We start from the raw sequence: 19,354 nt of genomic DNA, 5'->3' as shown, positions 1-19,354 counted from the left end.
CCGCGCACGACAGGCACACCTCATGAGCGCGCCCGACGTGGTCGTCGGTGACCTGTCAGCCGTCGCCCTGACACCGTCCGCGGTCTCGGTCGGCTTCTTCGACGGCGTGCACCGGGGCCACCAGGCGATCATCGGTCGTTCCCAGGACCACGCCGCCCGTCACGGACTGCGCAGCGTGGTGGTCACCTTCGACCGCCACCCGCTGCAGATCGTGCGGCCGGACAAGGTCCCGCCGCTGCTCATGACCACGCCGCGGCGTGCGCGCACGCTGGCCGACCTCGGGGTCGACGCCGTCGTCGTCCTACCGTTCGATGAGCGGCTGCGCATGCTGTCGGCCGAGACCTTCATCACCCGGGTGCTGCGCGGGGCGTTGGATGCGCGTCACATCGTGGTCGGAGGCAACTTCCGCTTCGGGCACGGCGCGGCGGGCGACGTCGATCTGCTGACCCGGGTCGGCGCGCGTGACGGGTTCACCGTCGACGGCGTCGACCTGCTGACGGCCGATGGCGAGGAGATCAGCTCGTCGCGCATTCGCGCCGCGCTCGGCGACGGAGACGTCGATCTGGCCGCGCGCCTGCTCGGCCGTCCGTTCGGCATCGACGGGACCGTGATCCACGGCGACCACCGTGGCAAGGGCCTGGGCTATCCGACCGCCAACCTCGAGGTCGACGACCGGGTCGTGGTGCCCGCCACGGGCGTGTACGCCGGGGTGCTGACGCACCCGGACGGGCGCGAGTTGCCCGCCGTGACCAGCATCGGCACGAACCCGACGTTCAACGGTGCGACGCTGCGGGTCGAGACGTACGTGCTGGACTTCGATGAGGACCTGTACGGTCTGGACGTCATGGTCGACCTGCGCCGGTTCCTGCGCGGTCAGCAGCGCTTCGACGACGTCGCCGCGCTGATCGCCGCGATGGACGGCGACGTCCGCCGGGCGCGACGGGTGGGCGCCGACGACCACCTGCCGGGTGGCGTCGGCGGCCGGATGACCTGACGCGGGCGGTGGCCACACGACCGTCGCCCGACACGCCTCCGTGTGGCGCGGTCCGCGGGCCATCGATGGTGGTGCGGCGAGGGTGCTAGCATTGGACGCTGTGGTGTGCTCGGAGCTTTTCTGAGCGCGTGACAATCCCACCGGGCCCTCGGACGGGCCACTGGCGTGCGCCGACACCGCAGCCACGACGCCGACGACCGGGCACGCACCGGCGCGCAGGCGTCCACCGACGAGGAAAGCAAGAAGACGAGACATGAGCAGAGCGGTCATCGCTGACAAGCGCAAGATCATCGAGGAGTACGCGACCGACGAGCACGACACCGGCTCGCCGGAGGTGCAGGTCGCGCTGCTGACGGCGCGGATCAACCATCTGACCGAGCACCTGAAGACCCACGCCAAGGACCACCACTCGCGCCGCGGCCTGCTGCAGATGGTCGGCCGCCGCCGGCGCCTGCTGGGGTACCTCCAGCAGACCGACGTCGAGCGGTACCGGACGCTGATCAAGCGTCTCGGCCTGCGTCGGTGACACCCACGCCGAGCCCACCGACGGGCTCGGCGTCATCGCATTCCCGGACCGTTGTGTCGTTCCCGCGTGCGCGTCAGCTGTCAGTGGAGGGAGCAGTGCCGTCGGTACTGGTCGGTCCACTGGGAACTGGCGCGGTCGGGGGCGCACCGGCCACAGCCACAATGAGAGGTTCCCACGAATCATGAGCAGACTCGGCAGTACAGATGTCGTCGGCACGATCGGCGACGCACAGATCCGCTTCGAGACCGGCGCGGTCGCCCAGCAGGCCGGAGGCGCGGTCGTCGCGTCGATCGGTGAGACGATCCTGCTCGTCACGTCCACGGCGTCGGGCCGTCCCAAGGACCACCTGGACTTCTTCCCGCTGACGGTCGACTACGAAGAGCGCATGTACGCCGCCGGCAAGATCCCCGGCGGGTTCTTCAAGCGCGAGGGTCGTCCCAGCGAGCAGGCGATCCTGACATGCCGTCTGATCGACCGCCCGATGCGGCCGACGTTCGCCGACGGCCTGCGCAACGAGGTCCAGATCCTGATCACCACCCTGTCGGCCGATCAGGTCAACCCGCCGGACGTGCTGGCGATCAACGGCGCGTCGTTGGCCACGCTGCTGGCCGGCATCCCCTTCGACGGGCCGGTCGCCGGCGTGCGCATGGCCATGGCGCGCGACGGCTCCTGGACCGCGTTCCCGAGCTTCGCCTTCCTCGAAGAGGAGGCGGTGTTCGACCTCGTGGTGGCCGGACGGCTCAACCACACCAGCGACGAGATCGACATCCTGATGGTGGAGGCCGAGGCGACCACCAACGCCGTCGACATCATCGAGACCGGTGGCACGAAGCCGACCGAGGATGTCGTGGCCGCCGCGATCGAGGAGTCCAAGACCTACCTGCGCCAGCTGTGTGACCTGCAGATGAGCCTGGCCAAGCAGGCCGGGCGGTCCGAGGACACCTTCAAGCGGTTCCTGGCGTACGACGACAAGGTCATGGCCGCCGTCGACAGCGCCGTGTCGGCGGACCTGCAGGCGCTGCTCGCCGACGGCGAGCTCGACAAGGCGACGCGCACCGAGCGCACCGTCGCGCTCCGCGAGCGGGCGCTGGACGCCGTCTTCAACGAGGCCGGTGACGTCGACGTCACCGACGAGGAGCTCGAGAAGCAGGGCCGCAACGCGTTCCGCTCGCTGGAGAAGCGTCTCATCCGTCAGCGCATCGTGCGCGACGGCGTGCGCATCGACGGCCGTGGGCCGCGCGACATCCGTCCGCTGTCCGCCTCCGCCGGCGTCCTGCCGCGTGCGCACGGGTCGGGCCTGTTCTCGCGGGGCGAGACACAGGTCCTCAACATCCTCACCCTGGGCATGCTGCGGGAGGCGCAGCGGCTGGACAACCTCTCGCCCGACGACGAGAAGCGCTACATCCACCACTACAACTTCCCACCGTTCTCGACCGGCGAGACGGGGTTCATGCGTGGCCCGAAGCGCCGGGAGATCGGGCACGGTGCCCTCGCCGAGCGTGCGCTGCTGCCGGTGATCCCCGACGCCGACGCGTTCGCCTACGCGCTCCGGCTGGTCAGCGAGGTGCTGAGCTCCAACGGCTCGACGTCGATGGCCAGCGTCTGCGCCTCGACGCTGTCGCTGATGGACGCCGGGGTGCCGATCCACGCGCCGGTCGCGGGCATCGCGATGGGGCTGATCTCCGAGGACGACAGCTACGTGACCCTGACCGACATCCAGGGTGCCGAGGACGCCTTCGGCGACATGGACTTCAAGGTCGCGGGCACGCCTGAGTTCGTGACGGCGCTGCAGCTGGACACCAAGCTGTCGGGCGTCCCCGCCCGCGTGCTCGGTGACGCGTTGAGCCAGGCCCGCGACGCGCGCATGGAGATCCTCCAGGTCATCACCGACGAGATCGCCGAGCCCCGCAGCGAGATGAACCCGCACGCCCCGCGGGTCATCGTCGAGTACATCCCCGGCGACAAGATCGGCGAGGTGATCGGGCCGAAGGGCAAGATCATCCGCGAGATCACCGAGGAGTCCGGTGCCGACGTCGACATCGACGACGTCGACGGACGCGGCGTGGTCAAGATCTACGCCGCCGACGCCAGCAAGGCCGAGCTCGCGCTGCAGCGTGTGCGGGCCATCGCCAACCCCGTGATCCCCCGCGAGGGCGAGCGCTACTTCGGCACGGTCGTCAAGACCACCGACTTCGGTGCGTTCGTCACGCTCACGCCGGGATCCGACGGGCTGCTGCACATCTCGAAGCTGGGCGGCGACAAGCGACTGGCCCACGCTGACGAGGCGGTCAGCGTCGGCGATCAGCTGTGGGTCGAGGTCGTGCAGGTCCGCGACGGGCGGAAGTTCTCCCTCGATCTCGTCGAGGACGGCGGTGACGACGACGTCGCCACCGGCGACGCCGCCACCGGCGACGCCGCTGCCCAGGCACCGAGCGAGCCGACGGCGAGCCGGACCGACGACGCCGGCGGACGCCCACGCACCCGCGGCCGTGACGGCGACGGGGAGGGCGACGAACGTCGGCGCACACGGGAGCGCACCCGCGGTGACGACGACGGGTCGACCGTGCGTCGGCGGCGCCGCCGACGCATCTGAGCCGGCCCACGGATCGGGCGGCGGGGCGCGCGCGTCCCCTCCGCCCGGGCAGACGATGACGATCTTGCCGTAGCGACGACCAGGACGACGATGCACGACGACCCAGCGCAGGGACAGACCCTCGCGCGGCAGGACATCCGCCAGGTCACGCTCCCGTCGGGCGTCCGGCTCGTGACCGAGCGGATGCCCGATGTCCGCTCGGTCAGTGTCGGCTTCTGGATCAACGCCGGTGCGCGTGACGAGGAGCCGCAGGTCGCCGGAGCGAGCCACTTCCTGGAGCACCTGCTGTTCAAAGGGACGTCCCGGCGCTCGGCCGCCGAGATCGCGGGCGCGTTGGAGGCGGTCGGTGGTGACCTGAACGCCTTCACCAGCAAGGAGTACACCTGCTTCTACGCGCGGTGCCTCGACCGCGACCTGGCGTTGTCCGTCGACGTGCTGGCGGACATGGTCACGTCCGCGCTCGTCGCGGCGCCGGATGTCGACGCCGAGCGGTCGGTGGTGCTCGAAGAGATCCGCATGCACCGCGACACGCCCGACGACCTGGTGCACAGCGTGTTCAGTGAGGCACTGTTCGGGACGCATCCGCTCGGGCGCGAGGTGCTGGGCACCGCGGGCACCATCTCATCGGTGCCCCGCGACGACATCTACGCCTACTACCGGTCGCGGTACGTGCCGTCCAACGTGGTCGTGGCAGTCGCGGGCAACATCGAGCACGACGAGGTGGCCCGTCTCGTCGAGGCCGCGCTGACCGGCTGGGCACCCGCGGACGCGCCGCCCCGCCGTCAACTGCTCACGATGGACCGCCCGGCCCGGCCCGTCGGGCTGCGCAGCCGTCCGACCGAGCAGGCGCACGTGTGCTTCGGCGGCGTCGGCTTCGCCCGCGACGACGAGCGCAGGTTCGCCGCGCGCGTGCTGGAGCAGGCGGTCGGCGGTGGCATGGCGTCGCGGCTGTTCCAGGAGGTCCGTGAGCGCAGGGGGCTGGCCTACTCGGTGTACAGCTACCTGTCCTCGCAGGCCGAGGTGGGCTACCACGCGGTCTACGCCGGCACGGCCGTCGAGCGGGTCACCGAGGTGCTCGACGTCGTACGCGAGGAGTTGGCGAGGGTCCTCCGGGCCGGTCTGGGCGATGACGAACTGGCGGCCGCGAAGGGCGCGCTGACCGGATCGTTGATCCTCGGCCTCGAGGACACCGGCAGCCGCATGACCCGCCTGGGCCGCGCCGTCGTGTGTGACCTGCCGCTGCTGTCGCTGGATGACATCATGGCGGCGATCGATGCGGTCGACCACGCGGCGGTCGGTGACGTCTCCCGCGCGTTGTTCGGCCACGACTGGTCGCTGGCGATCGTCGGCCCGTTCGAGGATCGCGACATCGATCGCTTCACCGGCTACAGCGACCGCCTGGCGGCCTGACCGATGCGTGTCGCAGTGATCGGTGCCCACGGCCGGATGGGCTCGCTGACGTGTCAGGCGATGGCCGAGGCCGCGGACCTCGAACTGGTCGCCCGCGTGGGATCGGGTGACGCGCTCGACGAGGTGGTCGACGGCGGCGCCGACGTGGCGGTGGAGTTCACGACCCCGGCCACGGTCCACGACAACGTCGTGTGGCTGCTCGACCGGGGGATCCACGCGGTCGTCGGTGCGTCGGGCCTCGACGCCGCCCAGCTCGAGGACCTGTCGCGGCGGACCGGCACGGCGCACTGCCTGGTCGTGCCGAACTTCGCCATCGGTGCCGTGCTCATGATGCGCCTCGCCGAGCAGGTGGCCGCGCACATGCCCCAGGCCGAGATCATCGAGGCCCACCACGAGCGCAAGGCCGACGCGCCCAGCGGCACCGCGCTGCGCACCGCGGAGCGCATCGCCGCGGCCCGCCGTGGAACCGTCGCGGTACCGGGGCCGGTCGACAACGTCGCACGCGGCATGATCCGTGACGACGTGCCGGTCCACAGCGTCCGGCTGCCCGGCGTCGTGGCGAGTCAGGCGGTCGTGTTCGGCGCGACCGGGCAGACGCTCACGATCCGCCACGACTCGATCGATCGGCGGTCGTTCATGCCGGGCGTGCTCATGGCGGTGCGCGCGGTCGGCGATCTCCCGGGCCTGACCGTCGGGCTCGACGCGCTGCTGTGATGTGACCGCCGGGGAAGATCCTCAACGCCCGGCGCGCACATGTTCCCCAGTCGCCGTAGCCGGGCGCGTCGATGCGCCGGCGTCGTGCACGCGGGTGGGGGGATGGCCCGCCGGCCGTGTGGTCCAGCCGGGATCGTGGTGAGGTGCACCGGTCGTGGAGGCGCCGCCAGCTAGACTGCGGGACGCGGCGGAGCGGCGTGCGACAGCCGTCGGGCCGACCGGCGAGGTCCGCGGAGCCGGGTTCCGCGGGACATGCGGCGGGCCGGAAACGCCGGACCACGAGCGACACAGTGATTGCAGGTGATGACCATGCCCGCGTTCGGACACGTGCTGACGGCGATGGCGAGTCCGATGCTGCCGGACGGCACGCTCGATCTCGATGGGGCCCAGAAGCTGGCTCACCACCTCGTCGAGCACGGCAACGACGGTCTCGTGGTGGCCGGGACGACCGGCGAGTCGCCGACGCTCTCGCACGACGAGACGCTCGATCTGTTCTCGGCGGTCGTCGATGCCGTCGGCGGCCACGCCAAGGTCGTGGCGGGGGTCGGCAAGAACGACACGGCCGAAACCGTCGCGCTCGCGGCCGAGGCGGCGCCCCGCGGCATCGACGGCATCATGCTCGTGACGCCCTACTACAACCGGCCGCAGGTGCGCGGGTTGGAGGCGCACTTCACGACCGTCGCGGCCGCCGTCGACCTGCCGGTGCTGCTCTACAACATCCCGGGGCGCACCGCGGCGGAGATCCCGCCGGCGTCGCTGCTGGCGCTCGCCGAACGCGTCGACAACATCGTGGGCGTCAAGGACGCCGTCAAGGACCTCGACAAGGCCGCGTGGCTCGTCTCTCGCAAGCCGGACGACTTCGATGTCTACGCGGGCAACGACATCGACCTGCTGCCGCTGCTGGCGGTCGGCGCCGTCGGCGTGGTCAGCGTCGCGGGGCACTTCGTCGCGGACCGGCTCGCGCGCATGATCGAGGTCTTCCCGCGCGATCCGGCTGCTGCGCGCAATGATCACCTCGCGCTGCTCGGGCTGTTCACGGCACTGTTCATCGAGTCGAACCCGGCACCGCTGAAGGCAGGCCTCGAGCTGGTCGGTCTGCCCGGTGGCGCCGTGCGGCCCCCGTTGGCCGCCGCGAGCGATGCCACGATCACGGCGATGCGCGCCGCCCTGGGCGCGGCCGGCGTCGTCCTCGCGGGAGCGCCATGAGCGGTCGACCGGTCGAGATCTCCTTCTTCGGCGGACTCGGTGAGATCGGTGCCAACATGGCGGCGATCGAGGTCGATGGCCGCATCGCACTGATCGATGTCGGGCTGATCTTCCCGGACGCCGAGCACTACGGCATCGACCTGATCCTGCCGGACTGGTCCGTCCTGCGCGACCGCGCCGACGACGTGGACTGCGTGGTGCTCACCCACGGCCACGAGGACCACATCGGAGCGCTGCCGTTCTTCCTGCGCGAGTTCGGTCCGCTGCCGGTCTACGGCAGCCGGCTGACGTTGGGGCTGGTGCGCGCCAAGCTCGAGGAGCATCCCGACGTCACGGCGGAGATGGTCGAGGTCGAGGCGGGGGAGCGCATCGAGGCGCCGCCGTTCGATCTCGAGTTCGTCGCGATGAACCACTCGATCCCCGACGCGCTGGGCGTCGCCTTGCACACGTCGCACGGAACGGTCCTGCACTCGGGTGACTTCAAGCTCGACCAGACGCCGATCGACGGGCGGCCCACGGACCTGCCCCACCTGGCGGCGCTGGGCGACGCCGGCGTCGCACTGCTGCTCGCCGACTCGACCAACGCAGAGGTCGGCGGACTGATCCCCAGCGAGCGTGTCGTCGGCCACACCCTGCGCGAGGTGTTCGCCGAAGCGACCGGCCGCATCGTCGTCACGACGTTCGCGAGCCACATCCACCGCGTGCAGCAGGTGCTGTCGGCGGCGCGCGAGGAGGGTCGCCGCGTCTGCTTCGTCGGCCGGTCGATGGTGCGCAACACCGCGATCGCCCGCGAGTTGGGCTACCTGGACTACGACGACACCGAGATCATCGAACTGGATCAGGTTGACACGCTGCCGGCGGACGACGTCGTGATCATCTGCACGGGCTCGCAGGGCGAGCCGTTCGCCGCCCTGTCGTTGATGGCGGTCGGCCAGCACCGGCAGGTCACCGTCGGCGAGGGCGACACGGTCGTCATGGCGTCGTCGGTCATCCCTGGCAACGAGCACGCCATCTACCGCTCGATCAACAACCTGTTCAGGCGAGGCGCGCGCGTCGTGCACAAGGGTGTCGCCGACATCCACGTGTCCGGCCACGCGTCGGCCGACGAACTGCGCATGGTCCACAACATCGTGCGCCCGAAGGCTGTGATCCCGGTGCACGGCGAGTACCGCCACTTGGTGGTCCACGCGGGGATCGCGCGCGAGACCGGCGTCGATCCGGCGCAGGTGCTCGTGTGCTCCGACGGCGACCGCGTCGTGCTCGAGGACGGCGTCGTGCGCCGGGGGGAGGGCTTCACCGCCGGGCGCGTCTTCGTCGACGGTCTCGGCGTCGGGGATGTCGGCAACGCCGTGCTCCGCGACCGTCACCGCCTGTCCAACGAAGGCATCTGCGTGGCCACCGTCGTCCTCGACTCGCGCGGTCGGGTGGTCGGCGACATCGACGTCACGCAGAGCGGGATCATCTACGAGAAGGAGCACTCCGACCTGCTGACCAAAGCGGCGGGAGTGCTGCAGGGTGAGCTCGCGGACCGCGGTCATGAGGGGGATCCGAGCGTCGTGCGCCGCCTCGTCGTGCAGACGTTGGCGCGCTTCTGGCGCGACGAGGTCGGTCGCCGTCCCGTCATCCATCCGCTGATCGTGGAGGTGTGACGATCGCGACGCGCTCGCAGTCCACGAAGCGCTCGTCGACGCGCACGTCGGGCACGCGCTCGAAGCGCACGCGCAGCACGAAGCGCGCTTCGCAGGAGCAGCGCGACCTGTGGCGTGACGGGTGGGGCGTCGCGCTGCTCATCCTCGCGGTGCTGTCGATGCTCGGCGTGTACCTGCACGCCGCGGGGCTGGTCGGCAGCTTCCTCGAGCTGCTGTTCCTCGGGCTGTTCGGCGTGTTCGGGCTGCTCGCGCCACCGGCGCTGGCGGCGGCCGGCATCATGCTGCTGCGGCCGGCGCGCCCACGCAACGTGCGGGTCGTCGCGGGCTGGCTGATCACCGTGTTCGCGCTGGCGGGGCTGTGGCACCTCGCGCGCGGCGCCCCGTCGTGGCGGGCGCCATTGTCACAGCTGCACGCCGCAGCCGGCTGGTTCGGTGCCACGGCGGCGGTTCCGCTCATGACCGTCGCCGAGATGTGGGGCGCGGTGGTGGTGCTCATCGCACTGCTCGCCGTCGGCGTGATGGTGCTGACCTCCACGCCGCCGCGCGAGATCGTGGGGGCGACCGCGACCATGTGGTCGGCACTGCGCAAGCGGATCGGTGAGCGGCGGGTCGGCCGGGGTCGCGGCGAGGTGGCGGATGGTGACACGCTCGAGCGGGACGGGCTGGTCGGCGATGCGACGACCCAGGTCGATGCGTCCGTCGCCGCCACGGCCGAGGTGCCGCCGCCCGACGACCCTCCGGAACCCGACGTCGACGAGGAACTGCTCGACACCCGGCTGCTGCCACGCCGCATCGATGTCACGAGCGACGCCGCGGCCACTGCCGCAACCGGCGCGCGGCGGCTCGCCCCGCCGGGCTCCGACGACCCGTGGGCCGACTACCAGCTTCCGCCGATGGAGCTGCTGCGGACCGGCCGGGTCGCGACCGGCAACAAGCGCAGCCGCGACCAGATGCGGCGGTCGCTCGAGCGCACGCTGTCGCAGTTCAATGTCGACGCGGCGGTGTCGAAGGTGGCGCAGGGCCCGACGGTCACGCGGTTCGAGATCTCGCTGGGCACAGGGGTCAAGGTCGCGGCGGTCACGAGGCTGGCGGACGACATCTCGTACGCGCTGGCGACACCCGAGATCCGCATCGTCGCGCCGATCCCCGGCAAGTCGGCCATCGGGATCGAGGTGCCCAACCGCGAGCGGGACCTGGTGACGCTCGGGGACGTGCTGCGCTCTCCGGAGGCACAGATCGAGCCGCATCCGCTGGCGGCCGGCATCGGTGTCGACATCTCGACGAACCCGGTCATGGTCAACCTGGCGACGATGCCGCACCTGCTGATCGCCGGCGCGACCGGCTCGGGCAAGTCGGTCACGATGAACTCGATCATCTCGAGCATCGTGATGCGGGCGACGCCGAACCAGACGCGGATGATCCTTGTCGATCCCAAGCGCGTCGAGCTGTCGAGCTACGAGGGCGCTCCCCACCTGCTGACCCCGGTGATCACCGACCCCAAGCGCGCGACCGAGGCGTTGCAGTGGACGGTCGAGGAGATGGAGTCGCGCTACGAGGTGCTCGCCGAGCGCGGCTACCGCAACGTCGACTCGTACAACAAGGCCGTGGTCGAGGGCCACGTGCGGTCGCGGCCGCTGCTGCCCGGTGCCGGCGCGGCGTCCGATCCGCAGCGACCGGTCGCCGCCGACGACGAGGCCAAGCCCTACCCGTACCTGTTGTTCGTCATCGACGAGCTCGCCGACCTGATGATGATCGCGCCCCGCGACGTCGAGTCCCACATCGTGCGCATCGCCCAGATGGCCCGCGCCGTCGGCATCCACCTGGTGGTCGCGACCCAGCGTCCGTCGGTGGACGTGGTGACCGGCCTGATCAAGGCGAACGTGCCGTCGCGCATCGCGCTGGCCATGGCCACCCATGCCGACAGCCGCACGATCCTCGACCAGGGGGGCGCCGAGAAGCTCGTCGGTGACGGCGACATGCTGTTCATGCCGGCGAACGCGTCGAAGCCGCACCGCCTGCAGGGCTGCTTCGTGTCGGAGACGGAGGTGGAGCAGGTCGTCGCGTTCTGCAAGGAGCAGCGCGAGGCGGAGCATGTCGACGGCATCATCCGTGAGGGCCAGGACGCGATGATGGCCGACGTCACGGGTGACGACGCGACTGACCAGGACCTGGTCAAGGCTGCGCGTGAGCTCGTCGTGCGGTCGGGGCTGGGGTCGACGTCGATGCTGCAGCGCAAGCTGAAGATCGGCTTCGCCCGGGCGGGCCGCATCATGGACGAGCTCGAGGAGCTCGGCGTCGTCGGTCCGTCGGAGGGATCGAAGGCGCGGCAGGTGCTCATGACCGTCGATCAACTCGAGTCGGCCGTCGGCGACGTCGGCGCCAAACGGTAGGCGTCCCATGCGACTGGTCATCTGCGGCGGAGGCACCGCCGGACACGTGTACCCGGCCCTGGCGATGCTCGACGGCTGGCCGGGTCCGGCACCAGACGTCACATGGGTCGGCACCCCGGACGGGATGGAGCGCCGGATCGTCACGGCGGCGGGGCTCGACTACGTGACCGTGCGCGCGGGAGCGATCCGCGGACAACGGCCCGACCGGCTGCTGCGGTCGATCGCGCGGCTGACGGTCGGACTGGTGCAGGCCCTGCGCGCCCTCCGGCGGCTGCGTCCCGACGCGGTGCTGACCACGGGCGGGTACGTCAGCGTGCCCGTGGCGATGGCCGCGTGGCTGCTGCGCGTGCCCGTCGTCGTGTTCCTGCCCGACATCCGGCCCGGCGTGGCCGTGCGTGCGCAGCGACCCCTGGCCACGAGGATCGCCTGCGCGTTCGACGCTGCCGCAGACCTCGTGGGACGCGACCGTGCCGTGGTGACCGGCTACCCGTTGCGACAGGCCTTCCTGGTCGGCGACCGCCAGACGGCGCGCAAGGCGTTCGACGTCGGGGACGACCTGCTGCTCGTGCTCTACGGCGGCAGCCGCGGTGCGCGGACGCTCAACCGGACCGTGGGCGCCGATGTCGAGCGGCTGCTCACGCGCGCCCGGTTCGTCCACGTGTGCGGCGATCTCGATCACGCCGAGATGGTCGAACGATGGTCACAGCTGCCCCCCGAGCTCCAGCGCCGGTACGAGGTCCACGCCTATCTGGGCGAACGGCTCGTCGACGCGTTCCTCGCGGCGGATCTGTGCATCGCGCGCGCCGGCGCGTCGACCATGGCCGAGCTGCCCGCGGCGGGCGTCCCGGCGGTGGTGGTGCCCGGTCCGTTCTCGGACCAGCGTTCCAACGCGGAGTGGCTCGCCGGTCAGGGCGCCGCCGTCATGGTCGACAACGAGACGGCGCCGACCGAGCTCGTGGACCGGGTCGTGGCGCTGCTCGACGACCCTGTGCGGCGTGAGGAGATGGCGGCGGCCGCCCGCGCGCTGGCACGGCGCGACGCCGCCGGTGCGCTCGCTCGTGTCGTGCTGGACGTTGCGTCGTGATCGACACGTGGCAGGATGCCGTCGAGGCGCCCACATGGGTCGCTCGTCATCTGCCTGAGCACCCGCGGCGTTGGGTAGGCATGTGAGCGTGTCGACCTCATCTGGCTCGCGGACGTTGAACCCTGCGAACGTCATGACTGCGCTGCGGGTGCTGCTGGTGCCCGTCATCATCGTGCTGCTGCTCGTGGACACGACCTCGGCGTCGGTGTGGGCGTTGATCGCCTTCATCGTGGCGTCACTGACCGACACTGCCGACGGCTGGCTCGCCCGCCGCCGCGGTGAGGTCACCCGCTGGGGCAAGCTCGCCGATCCGGCGGCCGACAAGATCCTGGTGCTCGGTGTGCTGGCCGCGCTCGTCGTGACCGGCGACGTGCCCTGGTGGGTGTTGGCCATCATCGCGTTGCGCGAGCTTGCGGTGACGGTCCAGCGCCAGGTGCTCCTGCGCCGCGACATCGTGATGGCGGCCAGCATCTGGGGCAAGCTCAAGACCGTGTCGCAGCTGATCGCGATCTGCCTGGTGATCGCGCCGTTCGTGCCCGACCGCAGCGGTATGGCGGCGTTGTACGTCGCCGTGGCGCTGACCATCGGCAGTGGGCTCGACTACGCGGTGCGCGGCGCCCGCAGGGCCAGTGCCGCCTCCTGACGCGTCCGGCCGCGATCTGCGGGCGTGGCTGGTCGCCGTCGGCTCCGAACTGGTCGTCGGTGACGTCGTCGACACCAACTCCGCATGGCTGGCGCAACGCCTCACGGAGCTCGGCATCGACGTCCGCCGCGTGGTCGACGTCGGCGACGACCTCGACGACATGGTGCCGGTGCTGCGGGCCGCGATCGCCGACAGCGACGTGGTGGTCGTCACCGGAGGGCTGGGCCCGACGGCCGACGACGTGACCCGCTACGCGATCGCCGACGTCGCGGGCGTCGAGCTCGAACGTCGTGCCGAGCTGGCCGCCGGGCTGGAGGCGTACTTCGCCGAGCGCGGTCGGTCGATGCCCCCGGTCAACCTGGTACAGGCCGACCTGCCCGTGGGCGCCGACGTGCTGCCACCGGTCGGCACCGCGCCGGGGTTCGCGGTACACATCGACCGCACGCTGGTGCTCTGCCTGCCAGGGGTGCCCAGCGAGATGCGCCGGATGACGCAGGACGCGGTGCTCCCGCTGCTGCGTGAGCGCGGCGGCCTCGCGGTCACGTTGCGCCGCACCGTCCGCACCGCCGGCATCACCGAGTCCGAGGTCGCACAACGGTGCGCCGGTCTCGTCGAGCGGCTGGCCGACGGGGACACGCCGCAGATCGCGTTCCTGGCGTCGGGCGGTCAGGTGCGCGTGCAGGTCGCGGCCCGTGCGCCGGATGCCGCAGCCGCCCACGCGCGCGTGGACCCGGTGGTGGACGAGATCGTCGCGCTGCTGGGCAGGGCCGTGGTCGGACTCGACGACGAGGACGTCGAGCACGCCGTCGCGCGGCTGCTCAACGATCGCGGGTGGACGCTGGCGGTCGCCGAGTCGGTCACCGCGGGCGGCATCGGTGCGCGCCTGGCCGTCGTGCCGGGTGCCAGCACGTGGTTCGCCGGTGGTGTCATCACGTACGCCACCGCCGCGAAGGGCAGGCTCGCCGATGTGCCGGAGGACGTCCTCGGCACCCACGGGCCCGTCAGCGAACCGACCGCGCGCGCGATGGCCGACGGCATCCGCCGGCGGTTGGGCACGGACGCCGCGGTCGCGGTCGTCGGGGTGGCGGGACCCACGACGCAGGGGGACCGGCCGGTCGGGACGGTGTGCCTGGCCGTGACGATGCCGGGCCTCGATGACAGCCGCACCGTTGAGCTGCCGCCACGCTCACGCGCCGAGGTGCAGCACTTCGCCGTGGCCGCCGCGCTCGAGTTCCTCCGCCGCCGCCTGGTCCGCGCGGCGGCCCCGTGACGTGCGGCTGTTCGCGGCGGTCGATGTGCCGACCGGAGCGCGCGCATCGCTGGATGCGGCGGTCGCGCCGCTGCGGGACCGGCACGACGCGGTCCGTTGGATCCCGGCACGCAACTGGCACATCACGCTGGCGTTCCTGGGGGAGCTGACGACGGCTCAGCGGCTGCGCACGCAGGTGGCGCTCGGCATGGCGGCCCGCGCGTCGGCGCCCTGCGACCTGACCCTCGACGGGACCCTCGGGCGGTTCGGCGACCGTGTCCTGTGGGCACACGTGGTCCACGACGACGCCCTGACCGCCCTCGCGGCGGCCGTCCGCGGCGGGGTGGACGCCGCGGGCGTGACGATCGACCCGCGGCCGTTCCGCGCACACCTGACCATCGCACGCGGCCGCCGTGGACGCGCCGTCCCGCGGGTGGGCAACCTCGGTCACGGGACCGGCCTGCCGGTGTCGTGGACGGTCGCGACCCTCGTGCTCTACGCGTCCCGGCCGACTTCGTCGGGCAGCCGCTACCGGTCCGTCGCGGCGTGGCCGCTGGCCGGACGAGGGCGCGGACGTCCGTGACATCCGAACACCCGTTCGTCTAGGATGCCGTCCACACCCGCCGGGCGACGAGATGGGCGGCTGCCCGCTAGATGATCTACCGTGAGCGTCACGGATCCATCAGAGCCCACCGGTGTGGTGATGTGACGGACGCCCGTACGGCGCGAGTAACCGACGGCAGGTCGACGACACGATGGCACGCAAGCGCGAAGGAGCACCCGTGGAGCGCGACAAGGCGCTGGACTTGGCCCTCGGCCAGATCGAGAAGCAGTTCGGCAAGGGCGCCATCATGCGGATGGGCGACGACACCCAGGTCGCCGTCGCCGCCATCCCCACCGGGGCGCTGAGCCTGGACATCGCCCTCGGCGTCGGTGGCCTGCCACGCGGCCGCGTCGTGGAGATCTACGGACCGGAGAGCAGCGGGAAGTGCCTCACCGCCGACACCTACATCTGGACTGATCGCGGGCTCGAGACCGTGGAGGAGCTGTTCGCTCGTTGCGGCCAACCAGCGTCATGCACGTCGCGTGTGACGGACATCACCGAACTCGGTGTGCGGCTCGTCAACGAGCGTGGTGAGCTCGAGCAGGTCGCCAACCTGACACACAACAACCGGCGAAGGGTGCGCCGCATCCGGCTCCGCTCGGGTCGAACGGTGTCGGTCACCGACAATCATCCGCTGCGCGTCATCAACGACCGCGGGTTCATCGTGTGGCGCACCGCCGGCGCGCTCCGCGAGGGTGACCACATCGTCTCGGCCGGCTTCGGCGCTGTCGACGCGTCCGAGGGAGACGGGCTCAGTGAGGACGAGGCTGTCCTCATCGGCTATCTCGTGGCGGAAGGAAGCCTGTCGAGCCGGTCGGCGATCCGTTTCACCAACTGGGACGCCGAGGTCGGTCGCGAGTTCACCGCACTCGTCGAGCGGTTGTTCGATCGTGAGGCACGGTGCTACGACGACAAGGAGTACGCGGTTCACGACACGGCCCTGCGCGCCGAGCTCGCACAGCGATACGGCCTCGATTACGTCACCGCTGCGCAGAAGACCGTGCCGCACTGCGTACGGACGAGCGGTCACAAGATGCAGCGCGCGTTCCTGTCAGCGCTGTTCGAGAGCGACGGCTGGATCGACACGAGTTCCACGGTTGGCCTCGGTACCGCGTCGGAGCAGCTGGCTCGGCAGGTGCAACTGCTTCTGTACGGGCTCGGGGTTCCCGCCACCGTGTCGTCGTCGTTCAACACGAGTGACGAGCGCGACCACTGGACGGTCACGATCAACCCGAGCGTCGTGCACCGCTTCCTCGACGAGATCGGCTTCCGTTCCACTCGACGCGCCGCGCAGGTCGCCGCAAACTTCCATCGAGCGTCACGCGATGTGCAGTTCGAAAACGTCCCCAACATCGTGGGACTGATCCGCGACCTCCGCGACGACCTCGGTGGTGACCGCGCACTCGATCGCTGCGCGGGTGATCTGTTCCGCACCGACATGGCGCTCGCGTGCTCACGGCAGCGACTTGCGAAGATCGTTGCGTGGGCCGATGACCGCATGACCTCATGGACGCCGACGAGCCGGGCGATCGTGGAGTACCTGCAACACCTGTTGGACCACCGCTACACGTTCGAGCCCGTCGATGCGATCGAGGACGCCGGTCTGCAGCCAACGTTCGACGTCGTGCTGCCGCGAACCCACAGCTTCATCGCGAACGGGATGCTGTCGCACAACACGACCGTGGCACTGCACGCCATCGCCGAGGCGCAGAAGAACGGCGGGATCGCCGCGTTCATCGACGCCGAGCACGCCCTCGACCCCAAGTACGCGGCGGCACTGGGCGTCGACATCGAGTCGCTGCTGGTGTCCCAGCCCGACACCGGCGAGCAGGCGCTCGAGATCACCGACATGCTGGTCCGCTCCGGCGCGGTCGACATCGTCGTCATCGACTCGGTCGCGGCACTGACGCCCCGGGCCGAGATCGAGGGCGAGATGGGCGACAGCCACGTCGGCCTGCAGGCACGTCTGATGAGCCAGGCCCTGCGCAAGCTCGCAGGGACGCTGTCGAAGTCCAAGACCTGCGCGATCTTCATCAACCAGATCCGGGAGAAGATCGGCGTGATGTTCGGATGTTTTGATTGGTCAACGCAAGTGACACTTGCGGACGGCTCTAAAGAGTTCATTGGTAAGATCGTCGATCAACGCCTGCCCGTCGAGGTGTTGTCGTATGACGAAAGGCTGGGCCAACTCGTCCCGCGGAAAGTCACCGATTGGTTCGACAACGGCGAAACCGAAGAGTTCTTGAGCATCACGGTTCAGCGTCCGGGTGGCAACGGCCGAGCCAACTTCGCGGCAACTCCGAACCACTTGGTACGCACCCCGGACGGATGGCGTGAGGCGGGGAACTTCGAGGTCGGCGACCTCGTCGTCCAGGTGACTTCGTTCCACCTTTCCGACTTTCAGTGGGAGGTCGTAGTGGGCGGCCTGCTCGGTGACAGCGCACTGTCACCGAACCAGAACGGTCACAGTGCACAGCTGCGTTGGGGGCACGGCGCGAAGCAGGCTGAGTACGCCGACTGGAAGGCGTCGCTGTTCGCCAACGTCGGTACGAGCCGCTCGACGAATGCCACGGGTGCCGTCTTCCATGACATGCGACCACTGCCCGAACTCGCCGAACTCCGCGAAGCGGTCTACATCGGCGGGAAGAAGGTCATCAGCCACGACTACCTCAAGCGGCTGACACCGCTGTCGTTGGCGATCTGGTACACCGATGACGGCACGTTCACGCTCCGGTCGAAAGGGCTGCAGGAACGAACCCGGGGCGGATCCGGACGTTCGGAGATCTGCGTGGAGGCGCTCGACCCCTCATCGCGGATCCGCTTGCAGGCGCACCTGCGTGACGAGTGGGGCATCGAAGCAGAGCTGGTCACGACGGCGGGCAATGCGATCCTGCGGTTCTCGACACCCGCGACCGCCAAGCTGCACCGTCTGATCGCGCCGTACGTCCATCCCTCGATGGACTACAAGCTTCTGCCGTCGGAACGCGGAAAGTTCGCGGTCGCGCCAGTCTTCGAGGACGGTCGATATCAACCGATCGTCATGCCGATCAAGGCGATCAGGAAGCGTGGCCCATTAGCGGGTCGACGGCACCGGTACGACATCGAGGTCGACGGCACACACAACTACTTCGTCGACGGTGTGATGGTGCACAACTCACCCGAGACGCAGCCGGGTGGGCGGGCGCTCAAGTTCTACTCCTCGGTGCGGCTGGACGTGCGGCGGATCGAGTCACTCAAGGACGGCACCGACTTCGTGGGCAACCGGGTGCGGGTCAAGGTCGTCAAGAACAAGGTCGCCCCGCCGTTCCGGCAGGCAGAGTTCGATATCCTGTTCGGCGAAGGCATCTCGCGGGAGGGATCGATCCTCGACGTCGGCGTCGACGCCGGGTTCGTCCGCAAGGCGGGCGCCTGGTACACGTACGACGGCGAGCAACTCGGGCAGGGACGCGAGAACGCGCGCAACTTCCTGCGTGAGCACGACGATGTGGCCGCCGAGATCTACAAGAAGGTCACCGAGCACCTCGGTCTGACACCCAGCGAGGAGACCGGCGACGACGGCGACCCCGACGGCATCCTGTGACTGATCCGGCGCCTGCGGGTGGCGCAGCGGCGTCCGTTCGCGACCAGCTCGCGGCGCGGCTGACGGCGATGGGGCAGACCGTGCCGGGCTCACCAGCGCGCCGTGCGTCCGCGGACCGCCCCGGGCCCGCGCCGCTGATCGCTGACGACGCGACGTCCACGACGGACGACGCGGTGCGTCGCGCGTTCGCGTTCGTCCTGCGGTCGACGAAGGCCCGGCCACAGACGGCGGCCGAGCTGCGCGGCAAGTTGGTGGCCCGCGAGTACGACGCGGACGTCGTCGCGGCAGCGATCGATCGCGCGACCCGGCTCGGCGCGATCGACGACGCCGCCTTCGCCGACGCGTGGGTCGCCGATCGCGGCATGGTGCGCGGCTACTCGGCAGCGCGTCTGCGGCGGGAGCTCGAGCGGCGGCAGGTGCCCGACCCGCTGATCGATGACGCGCTGGCCCAGCTCGACGGGCGCGATGATCTGGCGGTCGCCTCCGAACTGGCACGCGAGCGCGCGCAGAAGCTGCCCACGAGCCTGCCGCCGGAGTCGGTAGCCCGCCGGCTGGTCGGCTTCCTGGCGCGTCGCGGCTACCCCCCAGCACTGGCGCGGCGCGTGGCCATCGACGTCAGCGGTCTGGACCGGCGGTGGGACTGACGGGCGGTCCGCCGCTCGTCAGCGCAGCCATCGCGGTACGCGGACGGGCCATCCGCGCTCCCGGGTAC

The 19,354-nt window shown here is 70.5% G+C and carries 14 protein-coding genes; all 14 read left to right on the top strand.

Annotated elements, in window-relative coordinates; all coding sequences use genetic code 11:
* The first annotated feature begins 22 nt into the window (after positions 1-22).
* On the top strand, positions 23-994 hold the full coding sequence (locus VFZ70_16880; protein HEX6257487.1) for a bifunctional riboflavin kinase/FAD synthetase: 972 nt from the start codon (positions 23-25) through the stop codon (positions 992-994).
* A gap of 253 nt (positions 995-1,247) precedes the next feature.
* Positions 1,248-1,520, top strand: coding sequence for a 30S ribosomal protein S15 (gene rpsO, locus VFZ70_16875; protein ID HEX6257486.1), 273 nt, complete (start codon positions 1,248-1,250; stop codon positions 1,518-1,520).
* 181 nt (positions 1,521-1,701) lie between these two features.
* Complete coding sequence (locus VFZ70_16870) at positions 1,702-4,113, top strand: polyribonucleotide nucleotidyltransferase (protein ID HEX6257485.1); 2,412 nt, start codon at positions 1,702-1,704, stop codon at positions 4,111-4,113.
* 90 nt (positions 4,114-4,203) lie between these two features.
* Positions 4,204-5,523 (top strand): pitrilysin family protein, encoded by a 1,320-nt coding sequence (locus tag VFZ70_16865; GenBank protein ID HEX6257484.1) that lies wholly within the window; start codon positions 4,204-4,206, stop codon positions 5,521-5,523.
* A 3-nt stretch (positions 5,524-5,526) separates the two neighbouring features.
* Complete coding sequence (gene dapB, locus VFZ70_16860; GenBank protein ID HEX6257483.1) at positions 5,527-6,237, top strand: 4-hydroxy-tetrahydrodipicolinate reductase; 711 nt, start codon at positions 5,527-5,529, stop codon at positions 6,235-6,237.
* A gap of 309 nt (positions 6,238-6,546) precedes the next feature.
* Complete coding sequence (dapA, locus tag VFZ70_16855; protein HEX6257482.1) at positions 6,547-7,443, top strand: 4-hydroxy-tetrahydrodipicolinate synthase; 897 nt, start codon at positions 6,547-6,549, stop codon at positions 7,441-7,443.
* Positions 7,440-9,092, top strand: coding sequence for a ribonuclease J (locus VFZ70_16850; GenBank protein ID HEX6257481.1), 1,653 nt, complete (start codon positions 7,440-7,442; stop codon positions 9,090-9,092). The genes dapA and VFZ70_16850 overlap by 4 nt, the downstream gene beginning before the upstream one ends.
* A complete protein-coding gene (locus tag VFZ70_16845; GenBank protein HEX6257480.1) occupies positions 9,089-11,482 on the top strand; it encodes a DNA translocase FtsK in 2,394 nt (797 codons plus the stop codon). Before VFZ70_16850 ends, VFZ70_16845 begins: the two co-directional genes overlap by 4 nt.
* A 7-nt stretch (positions 11,483-11,489) precedes the next feature.
* The gene (locus VFZ70_16840) at positions 11,490-12,566 is read left to right on the top strand and encodes a UDP-N-acetylglucosamine--N-acetylmuramyl-(pentapeptide) pyrophosphoryl-undecaprenol N-acetylglucosamine transferase (protein HEX6257479.1); all 1,077 of its coding nucleotides are present in this window, start codon (positions 11,490-11,492) and stop codon (positions 12,564-12,566) included.
* A gap of 88 nt (positions 12,567-12,654) precedes the next feature.
* Complete coding sequence (gene pgsA / locus VFZ70_16835; protein HEX6257478.1) at positions 12,655-13,209, top strand: CDP-diacylglycerol--glycerol-3-phosphate 3-phosphatidyltransferase; 555 nt, start codon at positions 12,655-12,657, stop codon at positions 13,207-13,209.
* A complete protein-coding gene (locus VFZ70_16830; GenBank protein HEX6257477.1) occupies positions 13,196-14,479 on the top strand; it encodes a competence/damage-inducible protein A in 1,284 nt (427 codons plus the stop codon). Before pgsA ends, VFZ70_16830 begins: the two co-directional genes overlap by 14 nt.
* Before the next feature lies 1 nt (position 14,480).
* Positions 14,481-15,041 carry an RNA 2',3'-cyclic phosphodiesterase gene (gene thpR, locus VFZ70_16825; GenBank protein HEX6257476.1) on the top strand — a complete coding sequence of 187 codons (561 nt, stop codon included), beginning with the start codon at positions 14,481-14,483 and terminating at the stop codon, positions 15,039-15,041.
* A 199-nt stretch (positions 15,042-15,240) separates the two neighbouring features.
* Positions 15,241-18,642, top strand: a complete 3,402-nt coding sequence (locus tag VFZ70_16820) for an LAGLIDADG family homing endonuclease (GenBank protein ID HEX6257475.1) — start codon at positions 15,241-15,243, stop codon at positions 18,640-18,642.
* A gap of 68 nt (positions 18,643-18,710) precedes the next feature.
* Positions 18,711-19,286, top strand: a complete 576-nt coding sequence (locus VFZ70_16815) for a RecX family transcriptional regulator (GenBank protein HEX6257474.1) — start codon at positions 18,711-18,713, stop codon at positions 19,284-19,286.
* Positions 19,287-19,354: the final 68 nt, after the last annotated feature.

It is taken from the genome of Euzebyales bacterium, from assembly GCA_036374135.1.
Lineage (GTDB): Bacteria > Actinomycetota > Nitriliruptoria > Euzebyales > JAHELV01 > JAHELV01.
This window is presented reverse-complemented; position numbering and strand designations above follow the sequence as displayed.